This is a genomic window from Enterobacter sichuanensis (assembly GCF_009036245.1).
In the GTDB taxonomy this organism is placed as follows: Bacteria; Pseudomonadota; Gammaproteobacteria; order Enterobacterales; family Enterobacteriaceae; genus Enterobacter; species Enterobacter sichuanensis.
The window spans coordinates 3,911,937-3,929,680 of record NZ_CP027986.1; the positions used below are offsets into that span (position 1 = coordinate 3,911,937).

Sequence of the window (17,744 nt, forward strand, 5' to 3'; positions counted from 1 at the left end):
TCTCCCCAAAGGGGCGAGGGTGAAAAGACGGCTCCGCGCAATTCCCTCTCCCCTTTGGGGAGAGGGTTAGGGTGAGGGGGACTACTTCAATACATACCCATACAGCCGCTTAATCCCGTCGGCATCCTTCTCGCTGTAGACCCCCTGCAGCTCCGGCGAGAAGCCCGGCAGCAGGTTGATGCCCTCCTCCAGCGCCAGGAAGTAACGCTGCACCGCCCCGCCCCAGACTTCACCCGGCACCACGCACAGCACGCCCGGCGGATAAGGGAGCGCCCCTTCAGCAGCGATCCGCCCTTCAGCATCCCGAATACGCACCAGCTCCACGTTCCCGCGAATATACGCCTGATTGGCGTCCTGCGGATTCATCACCACCTCTGGCAGGCTCTCCTTGCGGAACATCGCCTTCTGCAGATCTTTCACGTCAAAGCTGACGTAGAGATCGTGCATCTCCTGACATAACTGGCGGAGCGTATAGTCCCGGTAGCGCACCGGGTATTTCTGGAAGATAGTCGGCAGCACGTCCGCCAGCGGCGTATCGTCTTCAATATGCTGTTCAAACTGCCCCAGCATCGCCACCAGCTGCGCCAGCTTCTCGCTGCTTTCAGCAGGCGTCAGCAGGAACAGGATCGAGTTAAGGTCGCACTTCTCCGGCACAATGCCGTTTTCGCGCAGATAGTGCGCCAGAATCGTCGCCGGAATACCGAAATCCGTATATTCCCCCGTTTCGGCATCAATGCCCGGCGTGGTCAGCAGCAGCTTGCACGGGTCGACAAAGTACTGCTCGCGAGCATAGCCCTCAAACCCGTGCCATTTAGCTCCGGGCTCAAAGCTGAAGAAGCGAAGCTCGCTGGCGATGGCGTGGGTGGGATGATCCTGCCACGGCCGCCCTGCCACCACCGGTGGGATAAACGGTTTGATCATATGGCAATTGGCAATGATCGCCTTACGCGCCTCAATGCCCAGCTCAACGCACTCCGCCCACAGCCTGCGCCCGCTTTCCCCTTCGTGGATTTTCGCGTTCACATCCAGCGCCGCGAACAGAGGATAGAACGGGCTGGTGGAAGCATGCAGCATAAACGCATTGTTAAGACGCTTGTGCGGGCAGAAACGCGCCTGACCGCGGATGTGGTTATCTTTTTTATGGATCTGCGACGTTTGCGAGAACCCGGCCTGCTGTTTATGCACCGACTGGGTCACAAAGATGCCGGGATCGTTCTCGTTCAGTTCCAGCAACAGCGGGGACGTCTCCGCCATCATCGGAATAAACTGCTCGTAGCCCACCCAGGCGGAGTCAAAGAGAATGTAATCGCACAGATGACCGATCTTGTCGATCACCTGACGGGCGTTGTAGATCGTCCCGTCGTAGGTGCCAAGCTGAATGATCGCCAGTCGGAACGGCCGCGCCTCGTCGGCCTTTTCCGGCGCAGTCTCGCGGATCAGCTCCCGGAGATACGCCTCGTCAAAGCAGTGCTCGTCAATTCCGCCAATAAAGCCAAACGGGTTACGCGCGGCCTCAAGATACACCGGCGTGGCGCCCGCCTGGATCAGCGCCCCGTGGTGGTTGGATTTATGGTTGTTACGGTCAAACAGCACCAGATCGCCACGGGTGAGCAGTGCGTTAGTCACCACCTTGTTGGCCGCCGACGTACCGTTCAGCACAAAGTAGGTTTTATCCGCGTTGAACACCTTTGCCGCAAACTTTTGCGCATGCTTGGCGGACCCTTCGTGGATCAGCAGATCTCCCAGCTTCACGTCGGCATTGCACATGTCGGCGCGGAAGACGTTCTCACCGAAGAAATCATAGAACTGCCGCCCGGCCGGGTGTTTTTTGAAAAAGGCGCCGTGCTGGTGACCCGGACAAGCAAAAGTGCTGTTGCCCATCTCCACATACTGGCTCAGGGTGTCGAAAAACGGCGGCAATAGCGTCTCTTCGTAACGGCTGGCTGCGGTCTCCAGCTCCAGAAACTCCTGAGCTTTACCCGAGATGACCGCGCTGACGCCGTCGGGCACTTCCATGGGCTCCTGCGAGAAAATGAACACCGGCAGCTGAAATCCCGTGCGTTTCAGTAGCGCAAGAATGCCGCTGCGACTGTCTGTCGTCGTCAGGACGACGGCGGCCACATCGGTGAAATCCGTGTTATCCAGCGTCACCTTTTCGCGGTGCGTAGACACAGTAGAGAGCAGCTCGCGGCTGACGGCGATTTTCATGGTTTTCATAAGCGCAGTTACCCTCACCGAACGGTGAGACAGGAGGAGAAAATTCGCGCAATAATGTCACCTTTTATTTTTAGCTGCAACAAGCAATCCTTATGCATTTAATCACCCAATGCTTACGGCCGGAAAGCAGAAGCATGTCATAATCATGCAATACCAATGAGTAAGTAACAGGAGTTAAGCGTGGTTATCGGGCCATTTATCAACGCCGGCGCCGTATTGCTGGGCGGCGTACTCGGCGCAGTGCTGAGCCAGCGGTTACCGGAGCGTATTCGCACCTCAATGCCCTCCATATTCGGCCTGGCGTCGCTAGGGATCGGTATTCTTTTAGTCATCAAATGCGCCAATCTGCCCGTGATGGTGCTGGCCACCCTGCTCGGCGCGCTCATTGGTGAGTTCTGTTATCTGGAAAAAGGTATTAACAGTGCAGTCAGTAAAGCCAAAAACCTGATTGCCCGGCCGGACAAAGCGAAGCACGGCACGCATGAGTCCTTTATTCAGAACTATGTCGCCATCATTATTCTGTTTTGCGCCAGCGGTACGGGGATTTTCGGTTCGATGCAGGAAGGGATGACCGGTGACCCGAGCATCTTAATTGCGAAGGCGTTTCTCGATTTCTTCACCGCCACCATTTTCGCCACCACCCTTGGCATCGCAGTGGCGGCGATTTGCGTCCCAATGCTGCTGATTCAGCTGGCGCTCGCCACCTGCGCCACCTTGATTCTCCCGCTGACCACGCCAGCGATGATGGCGGACTTCACCGCCGTCGGTGGCCTGCTGCTGCTGGCGACAGGCTTGCGTATTTGCGGGATCAAGATGTTTGCCGTGGTCAACATGCTACCCGCACTGCTGCTCGCCATGCCGCTCTCTGCGCTCTGGATGCACTTTTTCGCCTAAAGATGCGGCGAAATGGCGAGAGATTGCGCAGTCTGTAACGAAAACAACATTTTTCGTTGACGACAGAGGGCAGATCGGGTTTAATGCGCCCCGTTGCCCGGATAGCTCAGTCGGTAGAGCAGGGGATTGAAAATCCCCGTGTCCTTGGTTCGATTCCGAGTCCGGGCACCACTTATTTTGAACCCTCGCTTAGGCGGGGGTTTTTGCTTTCTGAGTCAGCAATTTTTGTTTTATCAGTAGCTAACGCCCTTATCTTCCCTCCGGCCCCGCTTCCCTGTGGTGCAACATGGGCATTATGATAAAGCCTACCAAAGACCGAAACGGTACCTACTACATCCGAAAAGTGTTTCCTCAGGCGCTACGTTTAGGGTCACACTCGGAGACAATCTGTTGTCCGTCAGCGACCCGTCCCAGAATTAGTCAGCATTTTACGATAACGCCAGGATTTATAGCCAAGTTTTGCTGGCGTTATATACCAAATAAAAGGGAGTAAAATCAATAACGTGAGCGCAAGGGCAAGACTTGTATCACTGGAGGCAAGTAAAAGAGTTAAAGCCAGTATGATGAACGCAATAATCGTTATCCACTTCATTGCTTTAAAACGATTGGACAGATCATGAGTTACGCTATCCAACGAACCACCGTAATTCTCAATATTGTTTTTTAGCTTTTGAAGATCTCGTTTACTAAAACCTGATTTTAAAAGTGCTTCTTCGCTGGTCATTCCGTTACCCGCCCTATAGCCCACTGAAATATTTGATGAAATTTATATTTATATCAACTAGTTGAAGATATCTATACCCTCGAAAACTGACATTATTGTCCACTTCAGAGCTTCACTGCTGCTGTTATCAATTCCCATATCCACGACACCCCGACCACTGCGTCAGCAGCGCATGCAGTTTAGACGGTTCGAGAGGCTTGCGAAGCACCAGGTATCCCTCCTGCTCCGCTTCCAGCAGAACCGGTGAATTAAATTCGCCGCTGACTATCGCGCCGCTCATATCAGGGAGACGTTCAAAAAGCGCTTTCAGGATATCGAAGCCGCTTTCGCCGGATCGCAGGCGCTGGTCGCACAGCACGGCAAACGGCGTGAAGCCGTCGTCGATAATGGCGAACGCTTCTTCAGCAGAGGCCGCACAGCGCACGTTGATTCCCCAGATGCTCATCAGGCTCTCCCAGGCAGACGTTACCAGCGGATCGTCATCGACGACCAGGCAAGAACCGTGCAGCGGCGCATAGCGTACCGGCGTGGCAGTGTTGTCACAGGTGGGCGAAATATCCGGCGCGATGTCTTCGCCAGTATATTGGGTGAAGCGCATCCAGAAGCGTGAGCCTTTACCTTCAATGGATTGCATCCCGTACTTCACCTTCATCAGCTTGGCACAACGGGCCACTACGGCCAGTCCCAGCCCGTGTCCGGCGCTGTCGATCTTCCATGCCAGCTCGGGACGGTAGTAAGGCGAGAAGATTTTGCCCTTCTCGTCATCGGCGATACCGACCCCCGTATCCCACACCTCCACCATACACTCCTCGCCGCGTGGTCGGATGGCGACCAGCACGCCGCCCTGGAGCGTGTAGCGGAGGGCGTTTTGAATCAGGTTAATCAGAGATTGTCGCACCAGCAGCGGATCGCCCAACACGTAGATGCGGCGTTTGGGCCGCCGGGTACATAGCCTAAGTGCGCGGCTGTTGGCCTCTTCGCGAAACAGCGTGATGACCGAGTCGAGCAGAGCACCGATATCCACTTTGCCAGGAGCAGAAAGTACATTCCCGGATTCTATTTTGCTGAGATCGAGCAGAGAATTGAGCATCAAATGTACCGAGCGAACGCTCTGCTGCAGGTCAAGAAGCTGTGGCATCAGGCTAACGTCCCGGTTTCGGTGGAGAATGGCCTCAATCAAAAAGCCCATCGCGTGCACGGGCTGGCGCAGATCGTGGCTGGCGGTGGTCAGAAATTGATTTTTATCCAGCAGCGCCTGCTCCGCGTCCTCTTTGGCCTGACGAAACTGTTCCGCCAGCCGTGAGCTTTTTTCCTCAAGCAACGCTTGCTGAATAAAGAACGCATGTGACGTTAACGCATGGCGGTAAATTGCGAAGCCGTAAAGCAGATTCAACATAAGCACGATAAACATTAGCTCATCCAGCCGCCAGATAATACCGAGGTTCAGCATCCCCCAGGAGGCGAAGAAAAACCGCGTAAAGGTGCTGATGACAGGCGTCAGATGCGTCGCATTGGCGGCGACGATGGCGGCGATGCTGATATTAAGCAGCAGGAAAAAGTCAAAGTTCTGCGTCTGCGGGGTAATTAAATAGAGTGATGAGATTCCCAGCCCGTGAATAAAGGCGATATTATTAATACGCGGAAGCCAGCGTCTCAGGACGTCTTTTTCAACGTCTTCCTTCGCTTCGCGCTGATAACGTCGGTGCAATATTCGTATCGCCACAGCGCATAGCAGATAAATGATTATCCAGGTAATCGTTGGGCCAAGGTCGTCCCCAAGCATATAAATCCAGATGGCGAAAGGAATACCGACAAAGGGCACCGCGCTAAAGCTGAACACCAACCGTAAAAAGGTGTTGTTTAGCAAACGGATCTGCGCTGGAGCGGAGATCCCATCGTTCTGTAAACTCTGAAAAAACCTCATTCCGACGGTTCCTGCTTGCCATGCAGAAGTGTAATGGCCTCGACCCGGCTATTAACGCCTATCTTTTTCAAAATATTACTGATGTGTTCTTTTACCGTGGGCTCGGAAATTGAAAGCTGCGCGGCGATTCTTTTATTTGGCAGGCCGCGCATAATCATATTTAACACGTCAATTTGTCGCGGCGTTAAGTTAAATTTACTTAACTTCTCATTATTCGACTTGATGGAAAGTTCGTTTCCCTCAGGAAACCAGGTCAGATTATCGGTGAGTGCGAAAACAGCCCGTGAGAACATTTCAGGCGGCTCGCTTTTTAATACAAAACCGTGCCCCCCGGCGGTATGAACTTTACGCCAGATATCATTATTGTCATCCCCACTGACCACCAGGAGTCGTACCTGTGGGTAAAGTTGTTTTATTTCCTTGAGTAAACTCAAGGCCGTTCCGGACGAGAGCCAAAAATCGATTACCAGCAAGCGTGGTGGGCCATTGTCCCTAATTTGTCGGTAGCAATCATCCTCATTCGTCACCACATACGCCTGCTTAAACTGGCAGTGTGTAATCAGAAAATTGGCGATGCCGCTTGCTACCAATGGATGGTCATCAACGACCAACGCATAATTCTGTCCCAAAGGGTCCTCCTTTTACCTTCGCATATCTAAGAGTACGGATGAATTATTTTCTACCCACCCTACTTTAGGAGGGTTTTTTCGATTAGGAAAGGGAAATATATTATTTGCTGATTTGGGTAACTGTAAACATAAATACAATCAGTGAAATTAACTGATTGGATATAAAGGGTAATTTATGAGAAAACCACTAATCTTTTTAACCGTTACGTTGATGCTAGCCGGTTGTTCCACGCTAAAAACCGATCAGGCTATTCCACTCCTGCAGGCGGAGACCGCTAAAATGCTGGGGCTGGGCTCATCGGATGAAATAACCGTGACTAACGTTAATGGCGCCCAGCCAGACGCACTGGGAGGACAAAAACTCTCTTATCGCGCGACGACAGAAAAAGGGCGTATTTTCGATTGTTCATCAATGATGATGCCAGGGATTTTAGGATCCGCACCGACGCTGAGCGCGCCAACCTGTACACCTGTTGTCACCCATAAATAATTAACACCATATTAAAAGGCGTACTGAAATAACGCCTTTTACGTCATCTGACATATCTGAGTTTTCATATAAAAACGATTTTCCCGACATCACGCTAATGAGTACGGAGATAGCCCGTGAATAACTCTACATCGCATTCTTTAGCGGTTAAGACACCGCTTTCCAGACTTTACCTCGCTCTATTTTCCGCGCCGCTGTTACTGCTTTCACCTGCCGATTTCGCGCGTGCAGCGGATGCAATTTTTGATGGCGACTCGCGTATTACCGAAACGCTGGGTTACACCGGAGATGTTTACGTAGGACGTAATCAACGCGGAAACCTGCTGATCGATAATGGCAAAATCACCGCCTATAACATCAATATCGGTCGGCTGTTCGACGGCCAAATTTATGAAAGCGTGGTCACGGTCCGTGGGCCAAACGCGGAGCTTAACGCGGTGAACGATCAATACGTCCTGCACGGCGACCTGAATCTTGGCCTCGGCACCCTTCGAGTCGAAGAGGGCGCGCTGGCAAGCGCTAAGGAGATCGTTGTCGGCACCACGCGTGGCTATGACAGTCACCTTATCGCCACGGGTGCTGGCTCTCGCGTGACCAGTAATTTTCTTAGCGTAGGCACCGATCTGGGCGCACGCTCCACGCTGGCGATTGAAGACGGCGCGGCGCTCAATACCGCCTACGATGCGCGCATCGGCAATGGTACCGGGCCGGATGAAACCGACACGCTGAGCCCAAAAGCCACCGTCACGGGGAGCGGCTCACAGTGGAATGTTGGCCGTACGTTGACGCTTAATGGCGACCTGGACGTACTGAACGGCGGAGCGGTTAACGTTGGCAGCGTGCAGGTAGCGGGCGTCTCCGGGGCAGGGAAAACCGCTGAGCTGGTTATTGCGGGCAAAGACTCGCGTTTTACCAGCGAGAGCAGCGTTAGCGTGGGCGATTATGGCAACGGCGTGCTGTCGGTTATTGACGACGGTTCATTTTCCGCTGGCAGCAATGCGCTGATCGTGGGGACATCGGGTTCCGGTTCGAACCGGGGTGCGCTAATTATCGGCAGCCGCGGCAACATGGACACCGGCACGGGTATAACTGAACCAACGCTTGGTAAGGCGGGCGGTGCGGGTGCCCTCGATGCGAAGACGGCGATCAGCCTGCGTGGCGGGCTGTTCGGCAGCTATGTCTACTTCAACCATACCAACGAAAATTACGTCTTCAGCAACACGATGAGCGGCGAAGGTGAGGTGATCAATACCTCCGGACAGACAACGCTGAACGGCGATCTTTCAGCCCTTCAGGCGAACGTGACCGCGCGCAGAGGCAAAGTCATTATTGCCAGCAACATCAACACCCAGGCAGAAGACGATATCTTTGACATTCAGACCCTTAGCGCCGAGAACGGCGGCACGCTGATCCTCAACGCGACGGCGGGTTCAGACGTCAGCAATGGACTGGGTTACAGCAGCGCCGCGTCAATCAAGGCCGGCGGCACCCTGGGCGGCAACGGCACGCTGGGCCAGACCGAGATCCTGTCCGGTGGGCATATCTCACCAGGGGATGGCGATATCGGCACGCTGACGCTGAAACGCTATCTGAATTTTGTGGGCGAGTCCTTCTATGACGTCGATATCGCAGGAGATGGCCGCAGCGACCAGCTGCTGGTATCGGGCAAAACGACTATCAGCGATCTGGCTAAAGTACAGGTCACCGCGCTGGACCCGCAAACCAGTTACAAAACGGGCCAAAGCTATCGCATATTAACCTCGGACGGGGGAATTGACGGTCAGTTCGCCGGAGCGATTTCCAAATCTGCCTTCCTGGACGTGGCGCTCAGGCAGGGCACCAACGCCGTCGATCTGACCATCGCCCAGAAAGAGACTGGAGGCGAGAATCCTGGAGGCGAAAACCCGGGTGGTGAGAACCCGGGAGGAGAAAACCCAGGAGGTGAGAATCCAGGAGGTGAGAATCCAGGAGGTGAGAATCCAGGAGGAGAAAACCCAGGAGGCGAAAACCCGGGCGGTGAGAATCCTGGCGGTGAAAACCCCGGCAGCGGCAAGCCGGGGATTTTCCAGACCGTGGCCAAAAGCAGCAACCAGTGGAACACTGCCGGCGCGCTCTCCACGCTGACGCAAAGCGGCCCGTCGCTGGCATTGTATAACTCGCTACTGGTGCTGAGCGCGCCGGAAGCACGCGAGGCGTTCAACCAGCTATCCGGTGAAGTCTATCCGTCAATGCAGTCCAACCTGATTGCCGGCAGCACGCAGGTGTTTAATGTGTTAAACCAGCGGATGCAGCGCGCGTTTGATAACGACACCCTGCCGATACCACCGTTAGCAATGTCGCTGGTGCAGCAGCCGGAGCCGCAAAACAATGGCGTCTGGGGCCAGACCTTCAGCTCCTGGAGCCGAAACAGCGGCGACGGTAACGTGGGCAAGCTGGACGGCAACACCACCGGCTTCCTGCTGGGGGCAGATCGCAAGCTGGCGGACCATAACGTGCGTGTCGGTGGCTACTTCGGCTATAGCCGGGGGGATTACGACGTCGACAGCCGTCGTTCCTCAACGGATACCGATAACTACCACCTTGGCCTGTATGCGGCTGGCCAACAGGATGCGTTCTCCCTTCGTGGCGCGCTGGGTTACACCTGGCACAAGATTGAAGGCGAGCGCAATGTGGATTTCAGCGGCTTCTCGGATCGGCTGAAGTCGGATTACGACGCCAACTCGCTGCTGGCGTTCACCGAAGCGGGCTACCGTTTCGGCCAGCCAGAGATGAATGTCGAGCCCTTTATTAATCTTTCCTGGATCCGACTGCATACCGACAGCTTCAGGGAAGACGGCGGTGCCGCCGCGCTGAGCGTACGTAATGAAACGATGAACACCTTCTATTCCACCCTCGGGGTGCGCGGCGTGACCGAGTTGCCGAAGAACATTAACCTCTATGGTTCACTGGGCTGGCAGCACGCCTATGGCGATAAGAATACGTCTTCGCGCATGGCGTTTGCGGGCAGCGACGCGTTCATTACTCAGGGACAAGCCGTGGATGAGGACGTGATGGTGGGTGATATCGGTGTGAGTGTACAGCTGTCGCGGGCTGCGACGCTGGATGTGGGGTATCAGGGACAATACGGTGCGGATACCCGCGTCAACTCGGTTAACGCGAATCTGCGCTGGTCGTTCTGAATGATTTCCCTTTAAAGAACCCGCCCTTGTGGCGGGTTCTTTGTTTCGGTTTCTGTCAAAGCCAGGGATCGTTCCCACCTGCGTCCAGCAGTTTGTTTTTAAAGATAAACAAACACGCCTCATTAAAGTTCTCAGCCCCCAGCCGTTCCGAGAGCGCCGTGCGTTTGCGGTAGAGGCTTTTAACCGACATCCCCAGCTCGCTTGCCACCTCCTCCATCGACATGCCTGCCCGCAGCAACCGCAACATGATCGCTTCGTGCATGCTTAGCCGCAGGTTAAGCAGCCACTTCGTGGTCAGACGCCTGCCCTTCATATTCAGCACCAGATTAAACAGTGAGGCCATATCCGCCGCGGTGTGCGACATGTTGGTAAACAATTTCATACTGAGCAGATTCTCCTCACGATGGCGCATATCGAGCATAACGCAGCAGATCGTTTTTTTCGTTCTGGCCGGATGGCGTATCAGGTAATCATATAAACGGAGCGGAGAACGACTATCAATCAATACAGAATATTCATCTGCACCGTTATCAAATATGTTTCTGTCAACCGAGTCGAGCAGGATAATATCCGGGAAAAATAGCCTCATCCCCCTGACAAGGTAGCGATCCTGAGTCACTAACACTATTGAAGTTGCCACTAACCATCCCTTTTAGATTAAAGCAAGAACGATCCTGCGGAAAGAAAACCGCCTTCGTTTTATAGCGCTGTCATATTAACGATAAATGTATTCTGGCTTTGGACATCCCTCAATTCAGACATTGATGAGTGAGACTTCCTGTAGACTCTCATTCAATGGCTGCCATTAATTATAAATAAAAAACAATCGCAGAAAAGTCACTTCTCTGAACATTAAGAATTTTTGTCATGAAACTTCCCAAACATGCACCAGAAACTACTTTAATTGACGCAGATAATCGGCATTAAAAATATAAACATTCTTGTCACAATAAAAATAAATTAAATATATTTCAAATAGTTAGAATTAACCAACCCCTTCGAAATAATCGTTAAAACCGGCTCATCCCAGAATTATCTCAAAACAGCATAGCCGCTTTTCAGCATATTTATCCGGCAAGATATCAGGTGTACATTATCTTCCATCCCACCGACTGAGATAAGGATCCATAATTACCTTTAAGTAAGTACCCCGTAACATCACTGCATTCAGATTTAATGTTCTCATTTATGGCCTTTAACGCTGAGTTTAAAGGCGGCCGTGTTATGCAATGGATTCATGATAAACAAATGGCAAATAGATATGGAAAGTTCACTTCGCTTCAATACGTTATTCTTTAATCGCATCCCAACATTATTGTTCCTGTTATTACTCTTTCCTGTTCTGGTTCAGGCTACGGGATCCGTTTATGAGCAAGAGATTCAGCAGGCGCGTAACGGTAATTACACACCGTTTCTCGATTATGTTCAGCGTTATCAGCAACAGCATGCCCTGACGCCTGAGAACGTTGCGGACTGGCTACAGGTAGCAGGATGGGCAGGGCGCGATGACGAGGTGATTCAGGTCTGGCGGCGTTATGGTATTTATATGCCGCTTCCCGCCCGGGGCGTTGCGGCCGTCGCGCAGTCCAGGCGAAATCAGAAAGCGTGGCAGCCCGCGTTATCGCTCTGGAATGAAGCGCGTAGCCTTGCTCCAGAGAATGACGATTACCGTATCGGCTACATCAAAACCCTTGCCGATGCCCGCATGGATACCCTTGCGCTGCAGGAAGCCCGGCAGCTGGTGGCTGAAAATCCCTCGCAGGCCCATCTTCAGACGCTCGCGTATGTCTGGTTAATGCAGGGAAAAAACGGCGATCGGCTTTTAGCGGACACGCGCGCGTTGAATATCGCGCCAGAGAATAACGCGCTGCAGAGAGACTTCATCGACGCGCTTACGGATAACCGGGTGAATACCCCCGCGCTTCAACGTTCACAACGGGTGGCGCTGACTCCGGCGCAGCGTCGCCGTCTTGAGCTGAATGCCGCTGCCGAAACCGTTCGCCTTGCTGATGTCCCCGCAAAGACAGAAAAAGAGCGCCTGCTTCTTGCGCAAAGCGCACTGAATCGTTACGACACCCTGTTTGCTCGCTGGCAAAACGATCCGCAGGCGGCGGACGACATTATCCTTGCCCGTATCGACAGACTTGGTGCGCTGTATGCGCATGGCGATTATCCGCAGGTCATCCGCGAGTATCAGGCGCTGACGGCCGCACGGCATCCGGTCCCGGGCTGGGCAATCGGCTGGGTTATCTCCGCGTATCTGCAGGAGAAAAACGCCGCTGCCGCCTTCTCACTTCTGCAACGCTATCCACAATATGCGTCCGATCCGCAGGACGAGGAGCATGCGCTGTTCTATGCCTGGCTGGATACCGGTCAGTATCAGGCCGCCCGTCAGTATGCTGAGCGCCAGACCCGCAACATCCCCTGGAGTCGTTACGATTTTGGTTCCCCTACCCCTCAGCCGAACGATCGATGGCTTAGCGGACAGTCGCTGCGCTTTAACTATTTACTGGCGACCCACGCCGAGCCGGAAGCCGAAAAGCTGGCTCAGCGTATGGCCGCAACGGCGCCCGGCAACCAGGGATTACAGATTGACTATGCCTCCCTGCTTCAGGCCCGGGGTCTGCCGCGCGCGGCCGAGCGAAAGCTGAAAATGGCAGAGGCGCTGGAACCGTCGAATCTGGAGCTGGAACTGCAGCAGGCCTACGTCGCGATGGATCTGCAGGAGTGGCGACAGATGGACGTACTGGCCGACGACGTGCTTGCCCGCGCACCCGTCGATCGCAGCGCCCGGCGTCTGGACAGGCTCAGAGCGGTCCACCACCTGTCCGAGCTGCGTCTCAACGCGGGAAAAGGTTTGCACTCCGATAATCCCGTTAGCGGTACCCACGACATGAACTGGGACGCCACGCTCTATGGTCCGCCAATGGCAGATAACTGGCGGCTGTTTGCGGGCACCCGCTACGCAGAGGGTAATTTCGATGAAGGCAAAGGTTCCAGCCGTCATTTGTCGGGCGGTGTCGAATGGCGGTCTCGTGACCTCCAGCTCGAAGCCGAACTCTCCGGGAACCACTATCACGGGGCCAACAAGCCCGGGGCTCGGCTCTCAACCACCTACAACCTCACGGATAACTGGCAGGTCAGCGGCAGCCTCGAACGCCTGTCCCGCACCACGCCTCTGCGGGCGTTACGCAATGGGATCAGTGCTAACCGGGGTGAAGGCGGCGTGCGCTGGTATCAAAACGAGCGGCGTGAGTACCAGTTCAGCGCCGCCGTCAGTCACTTTTCAGACCATAACCGCCGACAGGAATACACCCTCACGGGGAAAGAGCGTCTCTGGCAGGCGCCGTCCCTGACGCTGGATCTCGAACCGGAGATCGCCGCCAGTAAAAACAGCCAGCGGAACACGCTCTATTACAACCCGGCGCGGGACCTGTCCGTGACGGCTGCCCTGTCCGTCGATCATGAGATGTATCGCCATTACGACACCCTCTGGAGCCAGCAGATCGTGGCGGGAGGCGGCAGGTACTGGCAGAAAAATCAGTCCGCCGGGGCCATCACCCTGATGGGTTACGGACAACGCATCCAGTGGAACAACGTCATTGATACCGGCGTGATGCTGAACTGGGATAAACGCCCTTACGACGGCAAGCGCGAAAGCAATCTCTCCGTCACGTTTGATGCGACTTTACGCTTTTAAGGATGAATATGCTGAATACACGTCTTTCCGTGAGCCTGCTCCTCTTCGGCTGGCTCTGCCTGAGCGCGAGCGCCTGTGCACAGGCTTTCTCATTTATTGCCCCCAAAGCGCGACCGCAGCTGGAGGCGAGCAAACCCTGGCCGACGAACCAGTTTCTGGTCCTGGCCTACCACGACGTAGAAGATGATGCCGCCGATCAGCGCTACCTCTCCGTTCGCACCAGCGCGCTGAACGAGCAGATTAGCTGGCTTGTGCACAACGGCTATCACGCCATCAGCGTGCAGGACATTCTGGATGCCCATGACGGGAAAAAAACGCTGCCGCCGAAAGCCGTATTACTCAGTTTTGACGACGGCTACAGCAGCTTTTACACCCGCGTCTGGCCGCTGCTTCAGGCGTGGAACGTTCCTGCGCTGTGGGCGCCGGTGGGCAGCTGGGTGGATACGCCGGAAAATCAAAAAGTTAACTTCGGCGGCCTGATGACGCCCCGCGATCGCTTCGCGACGTGGGACATGGTGCGCGAGCTCAGCCACTCCCCGCTGATTGAGATCGGCTCGCATACCTGGGCCTCGCACTACGGCATTCCGGCCAACCCGCAGGGCAGCCGCGAACCGGCGATCGCCAATCGCTTTTATGATAACGCAACGGGCCGCTATGAAACGGACCTTGAGTTCAGCCAGCGGATCGGCGATGACGTGCGCAAAGTCACCGAAAAAATCACCCAGGTGACCGGCAAAGCTCCGCGTGCCTGGGTCTGGCCCTATGGCGCCGCCAACGGCACGTCGCTCGGGATTGCCAAAAAACAGGGCTATCAGCTGGCCTTTACCCTTGAGGACGGGCTGGGTGACGTGCGCAATCTCGGCAGCATTCCCCGTCTGCTGATCGCCGGGAATCCCTCGCTCAAAGCCTTTGCCAGCACGGTTAGCCAGGTTCAGGAGCCTGAACCGGTGCGCGTCATGCATGTCGATCTCGACTACGTTTACGATCCCAACCCGGCTCAGCAGACCCAAAATATCAACCGGCTGATCCAGCGGGTTTACGACATGAAAATCAGCCATGTTTTCCTGCAGGCGTTTGCCGATCCGCAGGGCGATGGCAGGATCAAGGCGCTCTATTTCCCCAACCGACGGCTCCCGGTCCGGGCCGATCTGTTTAATTTTGTCTCCTGGCAGCTGCAAACCCGCGCGGGGGTAAAAGTCTTCGCATGGATGCCGGTACTCTCGTTCGATCTCTCCCCTTCCCTGCCGCGCGTCCAGCGCCGGGATCGGCAAACCGGCCGGTTAAGCGACGCCACCGAGCCTTATATCCGGCTCTCCCCGTGGGATCCGCAGGTGCGTCAGCAGGTGACGGACATCTATGAGGATCTGGCCCGCTATGCCAGCTTCAATGGGATCCTGTTTCATGACGATGCGGTACTGACGGACGTGGACGACGCCGGGCAGGACACGACTCGCCAGAAGAGCCAACTGCTTATCGGGTTTACCCACGCCCTTGGCCTGGCGGTGAAGCACATCCGCGGTCCGCAGATACAAACCGCCCGTAATCTGTTTGCCTTACCCATCCTGCAGCCCGAAAGCGAGGCGTGGTTTGCGCAGAATCTCGATGACTTTCTGGCGGAGTATGACTGGACGGTGCCGATGGCCATGCCGTTGATGGAGTCCGTCCCGGTAGACGAAAGCGATGCCTGGCTGACGCGTCTGGTTAAGGCCGTCGCCGAACGCCCCGGCGCGCGCAATAAAACCATTTTTGAGCTGCAGGCCAGGGACTGGGGGCAGAAACCGCCCCGTGCCGTTTCCGATAGCCAGCTTGTGGCGTGGATGCAGGTGCTCCAGCTGAACGGCATTAAAAACTACGGCTACTACCCCGACGACTTTCTCAATAACCAACCTGATATTTCCCGTATCAGGCCTGAATTTTCATCGTACTGGTACCCTGACAATGACTGATCGCCTTATCGCCTTCTCTATTTTATGTCTGGTATTCGGGTTGCCGTTAGGCGTGGCCGCCCTCTTTACCGGCGAACTGATTCTGGATTTTGTCTTCTTCTGGCCGCTGTTTATGTCAGTGCTCTGGATAACCGGCGGACTCTATTTCTGGTTTCAGCTTGAACGACACTGGTCATGGGATCACGACACACCGGCCCCCACGCTCGCCGGCGAGCCGCTGATTTCCATTCTGATCCCCTGTTTCAATGAGGAAAGGAACGCCAGAGAGACCATCAGCGCCGCACTGGCTCAGCGGTATGAGAATATAGAAGTGATCGCCATTAACGACGGCTCGTCTGACAACACTGCGCAGGTGCTGCAGGAGCTGGCGCTGGAACAGCCGCGCCTGCGGGTGATTAACCTCGCGGAAAACCAGGGCAAAGCGCTGGCGCTCAAAGCCGGGGCAGCGGCGGCCCGGGGCGATCTGCTGGTCTGTATTGACGGCGACGCGCTGCTCGATCGCGATACCGCGGCTTATCTGGTGGCGCCGCTGATCCAGTACCCCCATGTCGGGGCGGTGACCGGCAACCCGCGTATTCGCACGCGCTCCACGCTGATTGGCCGCATACAGGTGGGCGAGTTCTCCTCCATCATTGGGCTCATCAAGCGGACGCAGCGGATTTACGGTCGGGTCTTTACCGTCTCCGGCGTCATCGCCGCCTTTCGCCGGCAGGCGCTGGCGGATGTCGGGTACTGGAGCCCGGACATGATCACCGAGGACATCGACATCAGCTGGAAGCTTCAGCTTCGCCACTGGGATATTTTTTTCGAGCCGCGCGCGCTGTGCTGGATCCTGATGCCGGAGACGCTAAAAGGCCTGTGGAAACAGCGTCTGCGCTGGGCCCAGGGCGGTGCTGAGGTGTTTCTGGTTAACCTGCGTAAGATCGTGCGCTGGGAGCACCACCGCATGTGGCCGCTGTTTATGGAGTACGCGCTGTCAACGCTGTGGGCCTTCGCCTACGCGATGACGGTGCTGCTGTTCGTCTTCAGCCATGTCGCCCCGCTTCCCGCGAACCTGACCGTCGAGAGCCTCTTTCCCCCGGCGTTTACCGGGCTGCTGCTGGGGGTCATGTGTCTGCTGCAATTCCTGGTCAGCCTGTACATCGAGCGGCGCTATGAGCGAAACGTGGCCAGCGCGCTTTTCTGGGTGATTTGGTTCCCGATGGTGTACTGGATGATTGGCCTGTTCACTACCCTCGTCGCCTTTCCAAAAGTGATGCTTAAACGCCAGCGTGCCCGCGCGCGCTGGATCAGTCCGGACCGGGGAAAAGGAAGCCTGCCATGAACGAAAATACCTTAATTTTGACTGAACATCGGCTCTTGCCGCGTCTTTTTGATGCCGCGTTAACGCTGGTCGCGTGGGGAGGGTTTTTCTTTTTCCTGTACGCCCGACTCTGGATGCAGCTCACCGATGAGAGCGACTACCGCTGGGGCGCGATCGTTGCGTCCTTTAATACGGTGTTGATCTATTTACTGTTCGCCGCGCTCAACGGCTGGCTGCTGATTTTGTGGTATCAGTACAACCGCCGCCGGGCTCAGGTGAGACGGCGTCAGCCGGGTTATTTGCCGGAGGAGGAGCTTGCCCGCAGCTTTAATGTCTCACCGCAAATCATCTCTGAGATGAGCCAGTACAACCTGCTGACGGTCTATCATGACCAGATTGGCCGGATTATTGATTTGAAGGTCAGCGGGCAGCAGGAAGAGGAAGAGGAAGAACCGTAACAAAAGGCGCCCGCAGGATGCCCTGCGGGCTGAGGGATCCACAGTAATTTTTAAACAGAAGCAATAATCTTGTTTCAGAATGACTAAAGGCTTTCAGCGATGCCCTGGTCCGGCTGTAAATCGCTGAGGCGTTTTCCTTCCGGCCGGGGCGAGGCGCATGGATGCGCCGAGAGGGCGGGCTTTACAGGGACGTTACCTCCGCCCGTCCCCGATAAGCCGGAAGGAATTAGCCGAAGGTACCGCGAAGCGGCGATTTACCGCCGGGAGCCCGGGTCGCCAG

General features: G+C 55.3%; 12 protein-coding genes and 1 tRNA gene. 8 read left to right on the top strand and 5 right to left on the bottom strand.

Features of this window, described 5'->3' with window-relative positions; genetic code table 11:
* Positions 1–81 precede the first annotated feature (81 nt).
* On the bottom strand, positions 82–2,217 hold the full coding sequence (speF, locus tag C1N69_RS18915) for an ornithine decarboxylase SpeF (RefSeq protein ID WP_155031693.1): 2,136 nt from the start codon (positions 2,215–2,217) through the stop codon (positions 82–84).
* Positions 2,218–2,397: 180 nt separating this feature from the next.
* Between speF and C1N69_RS18920 the strand changes: the two genes are divergently transcribed.
* Both C1N69_RS18920 and C1N69_RS18925 read left to right on the top strand, forming a co-directional pair.
* Positions 2,398–3,111, top strand: a complete 714-nt coding sequence (locus C1N69_RS18920; RefSeq protein WP_155031694.1) for a DUF554 domain-containing protein — start codon at positions 2,398–2,400, stop codon at positions 3,109–3,111.
* Between the two features lie 95 nt (positions 3,112–3,206).
* A tRNA-Phe gene (locus tag C1N69_RS18925) sits at positions 3,207–3,282 on the top strand.
* Between the two features lie 226 nt (positions 3,283–3,508).
* On the opposite strand, the gene C1N69_RS18930 is transcribed toward C1N69_RS18925, so the two are convergent.
* The 3 genes from C1N69_RS18930 to C1N69_RS18940 form a co-directional block, all read right to left on the bottom strand.
* On the bottom strand, positions 3,509–3,835 hold the full coding sequence (locus C1N69_RS18930; RefSeq protein WP_155031695.1) for a hypothetical protein: 327 nt from the start codon (positions 3,833–3,835) through the stop codon (positions 3,509–3,511).
* Positions 3,836–3,962: 127 nt separating this feature from the next.
* Entirely contained in the window at positions 3,963–5,759 is a 1,797-nt protein-coding gene (locus C1N69_RS18935; RefSeq protein WP_155031696.1) for a hybrid sensor histidine kinase/response regulator, read from the bottom strand.
* The gene (locus C1N69_RS18940; protein ID WP_155031697.1) at positions 5,756–6,388 is read right to left on the bottom strand and encodes a response regulator transcription factor; all 633 of its coding nucleotides are present in this window, start codon (positions 6,386–6,388) and stop codon (positions 5,756–5,758) included. The genes C1N69_RS18935 and C1N69_RS18940 overlap by 4 nt, the downstream gene beginning before the upstream one ends.
* 175 nt (positions 6,389–6,563) lie before the next feature.
* On the opposite strand from C1N69_RS18940, the gene C1N69_RS18945 reads away from it, so the two are divergent.
* Both C1N69_RS18945 and C1N69_RS18950 read left to right on the top strand, forming a co-directional pair.
* On the top strand, positions 6,564–6,878 hold the full coding sequence (locus tag C1N69_RS18945) for a lipoprotein (protein WP_045286548.1): 315 nt from the start codon (positions 6,564–6,566) through the stop codon (positions 6,876–6,878).
* Between the two features lie 116 nt (positions 6,879–6,994).
* Positions 6,995–10,057, top strand: coding sequence for an autotransporter outer membrane beta-barrel domain-containing protein (locus tag C1N69_RS18950; RefSeq protein WP_155031698.1), 3,063 nt, complete (start codon positions 6,995–6,997; stop codon positions 10,055–10,057).
* A gap of 55 nt (positions 10,058–10,112) precedes the next feature.
* Here the strand turns inward: C1N69_RS18950 and C1N69_RS23105 are convergent, their stop codons facing one another.
* Positions 10,113–10,646 carry a helix-turn-helix transcriptional regulator gene (locus C1N69_RS23105; RefSeq protein WP_167514986.1) on the bottom strand — a complete coding sequence of 178 codons (534 nt, stop codon included), beginning with the start codon at positions 10,644–10,646 and terminating at the stop codon, positions 10,113–10,115.
* A gap of 672 nt (positions 10,647–11,318) precedes the next feature.
* Between C1N69_RS23105 and pgaA the strand changes: the two genes are divergently transcribed.
* Genes pgaA through pgaD form a run of 4 tightly spaced genes read left to right on the top strand, consistent with a single transcriptional unit; the run spans position 11,319 to position 17,464 of the window.
* Positions 11,319–13,757: a poly-beta-1,6 N-acetyl-D-glucosamine export porin PgaA gene (gene pgaA / locus C1N69_RS18960; RefSeq protein ID WP_155031699.1), complete on the top strand. Its 2,439-nt coding sequence runs from the start codon at positions 11,319–11,321 to the stop codon at positions 13,755–13,757.
* Positions 13,758–13,765: 8 nt separating this feature from the next.
* Positions 13,766–15,703, top strand: coding sequence for a poly-beta-1,6-N-acetyl-D-glucosamine N-deacetylase PgaB (pgaB, locus tag C1N69_RS18965; protein WP_155031700.1), 1,938 nt, complete (start codon positions 13,766–13,768; stop codon positions 15,701–15,703).
* Positions 15,696–17,027: a poly-beta-1,6-N-acetyl-D-glucosamine synthase gene (pgaC, locus tag C1N69_RS18970; RefSeq protein WP_155031701.1), complete on the top strand. Its 1,332-nt coding sequence runs from the start codon at positions 15,696–15,698 to the stop codon at positions 17,025–17,027. Before pgaB ends, pgaC begins: the two co-directional genes overlap by 8 nt.
* A complete protein-coding gene (pgaD, locus tag C1N69_RS18975) occupies positions 17,024–17,464 on the top strand; it encodes a poly-beta-1,6-N-acetyl-D-glucosamine biosynthesis protein PgaD (RefSeq protein WP_155031702.1) in 441 nt (146 codons plus the stop codon). Before pgaC ends, pgaD begins: the two co-directional genes overlap by 4 nt.
* The last annotated feature ends 280 nt before the right edge of the window (positions 17,465–17,744 follow it).

Bases quoted from the DNA above. Each gene is read 5' to 3' on its own strand.
- pgaB (WP_155031700.1), top strand. From the start codon at position 13,766: ATGCTGAATACACGTCTTTCCGTGAGCCTGCTCCTCTTCGGCTGGCTC.
- C1N69_RS18945 (WP_045286548.1), top strand. From the start codon at position 6,564: ATGAGAAAACCACTAATCTTTTTAACCGTTACGTTGATGCTAGCCGGT.
- pgaA (WP_155031699.1), top strand. From the start codon at position 11,319: ATGGAAAGTTCACTTCGCTTCAATACGTTATTCTTTAATCGCATCCCA.
- C1N69_RS18935 (WP_155031696.1), bottom strand. From the start codon at position 5,759: ATGAGGTTTTTTCAGAGTTTACAGAACGATGGGATCTCCGCTCCAGCG.
- speF (WP_155031693.1), bottom strand. From the start codon at position 2,217: ATGAAAACCATGAAAATCGCCGTCAGCCGCGAGCTGCTCTCTACTGTG.
- C1N69_RS23105 (WP_167514986.1), bottom strand. From the start codon at position 10,646: ATGAGGCTATTTTTCCCGGATATTATCCTGCTCGACTCGGTTGACAGA.
- pgaD (WP_155031702.1), top strand. From the start codon at position 17,024: ATGAACGAAAATACCTTAATTTTGACTGAACATCGGCTCTTGCCGCGT.
- C1N69_RS18930 (WP_155031695.1), bottom strand. From the start codon at position 3,835: ATGACCAGCGAAGAAGCACTTTTAAAATCAGGTTTTAGTAAACGAGAT.
- pgaC (WP_155031701.1), top strand. From the start codon at position 15,696: ATGACTGATCGCCTTATCGCCTTCTCTATTTTATGTCTGGTATTCGGG.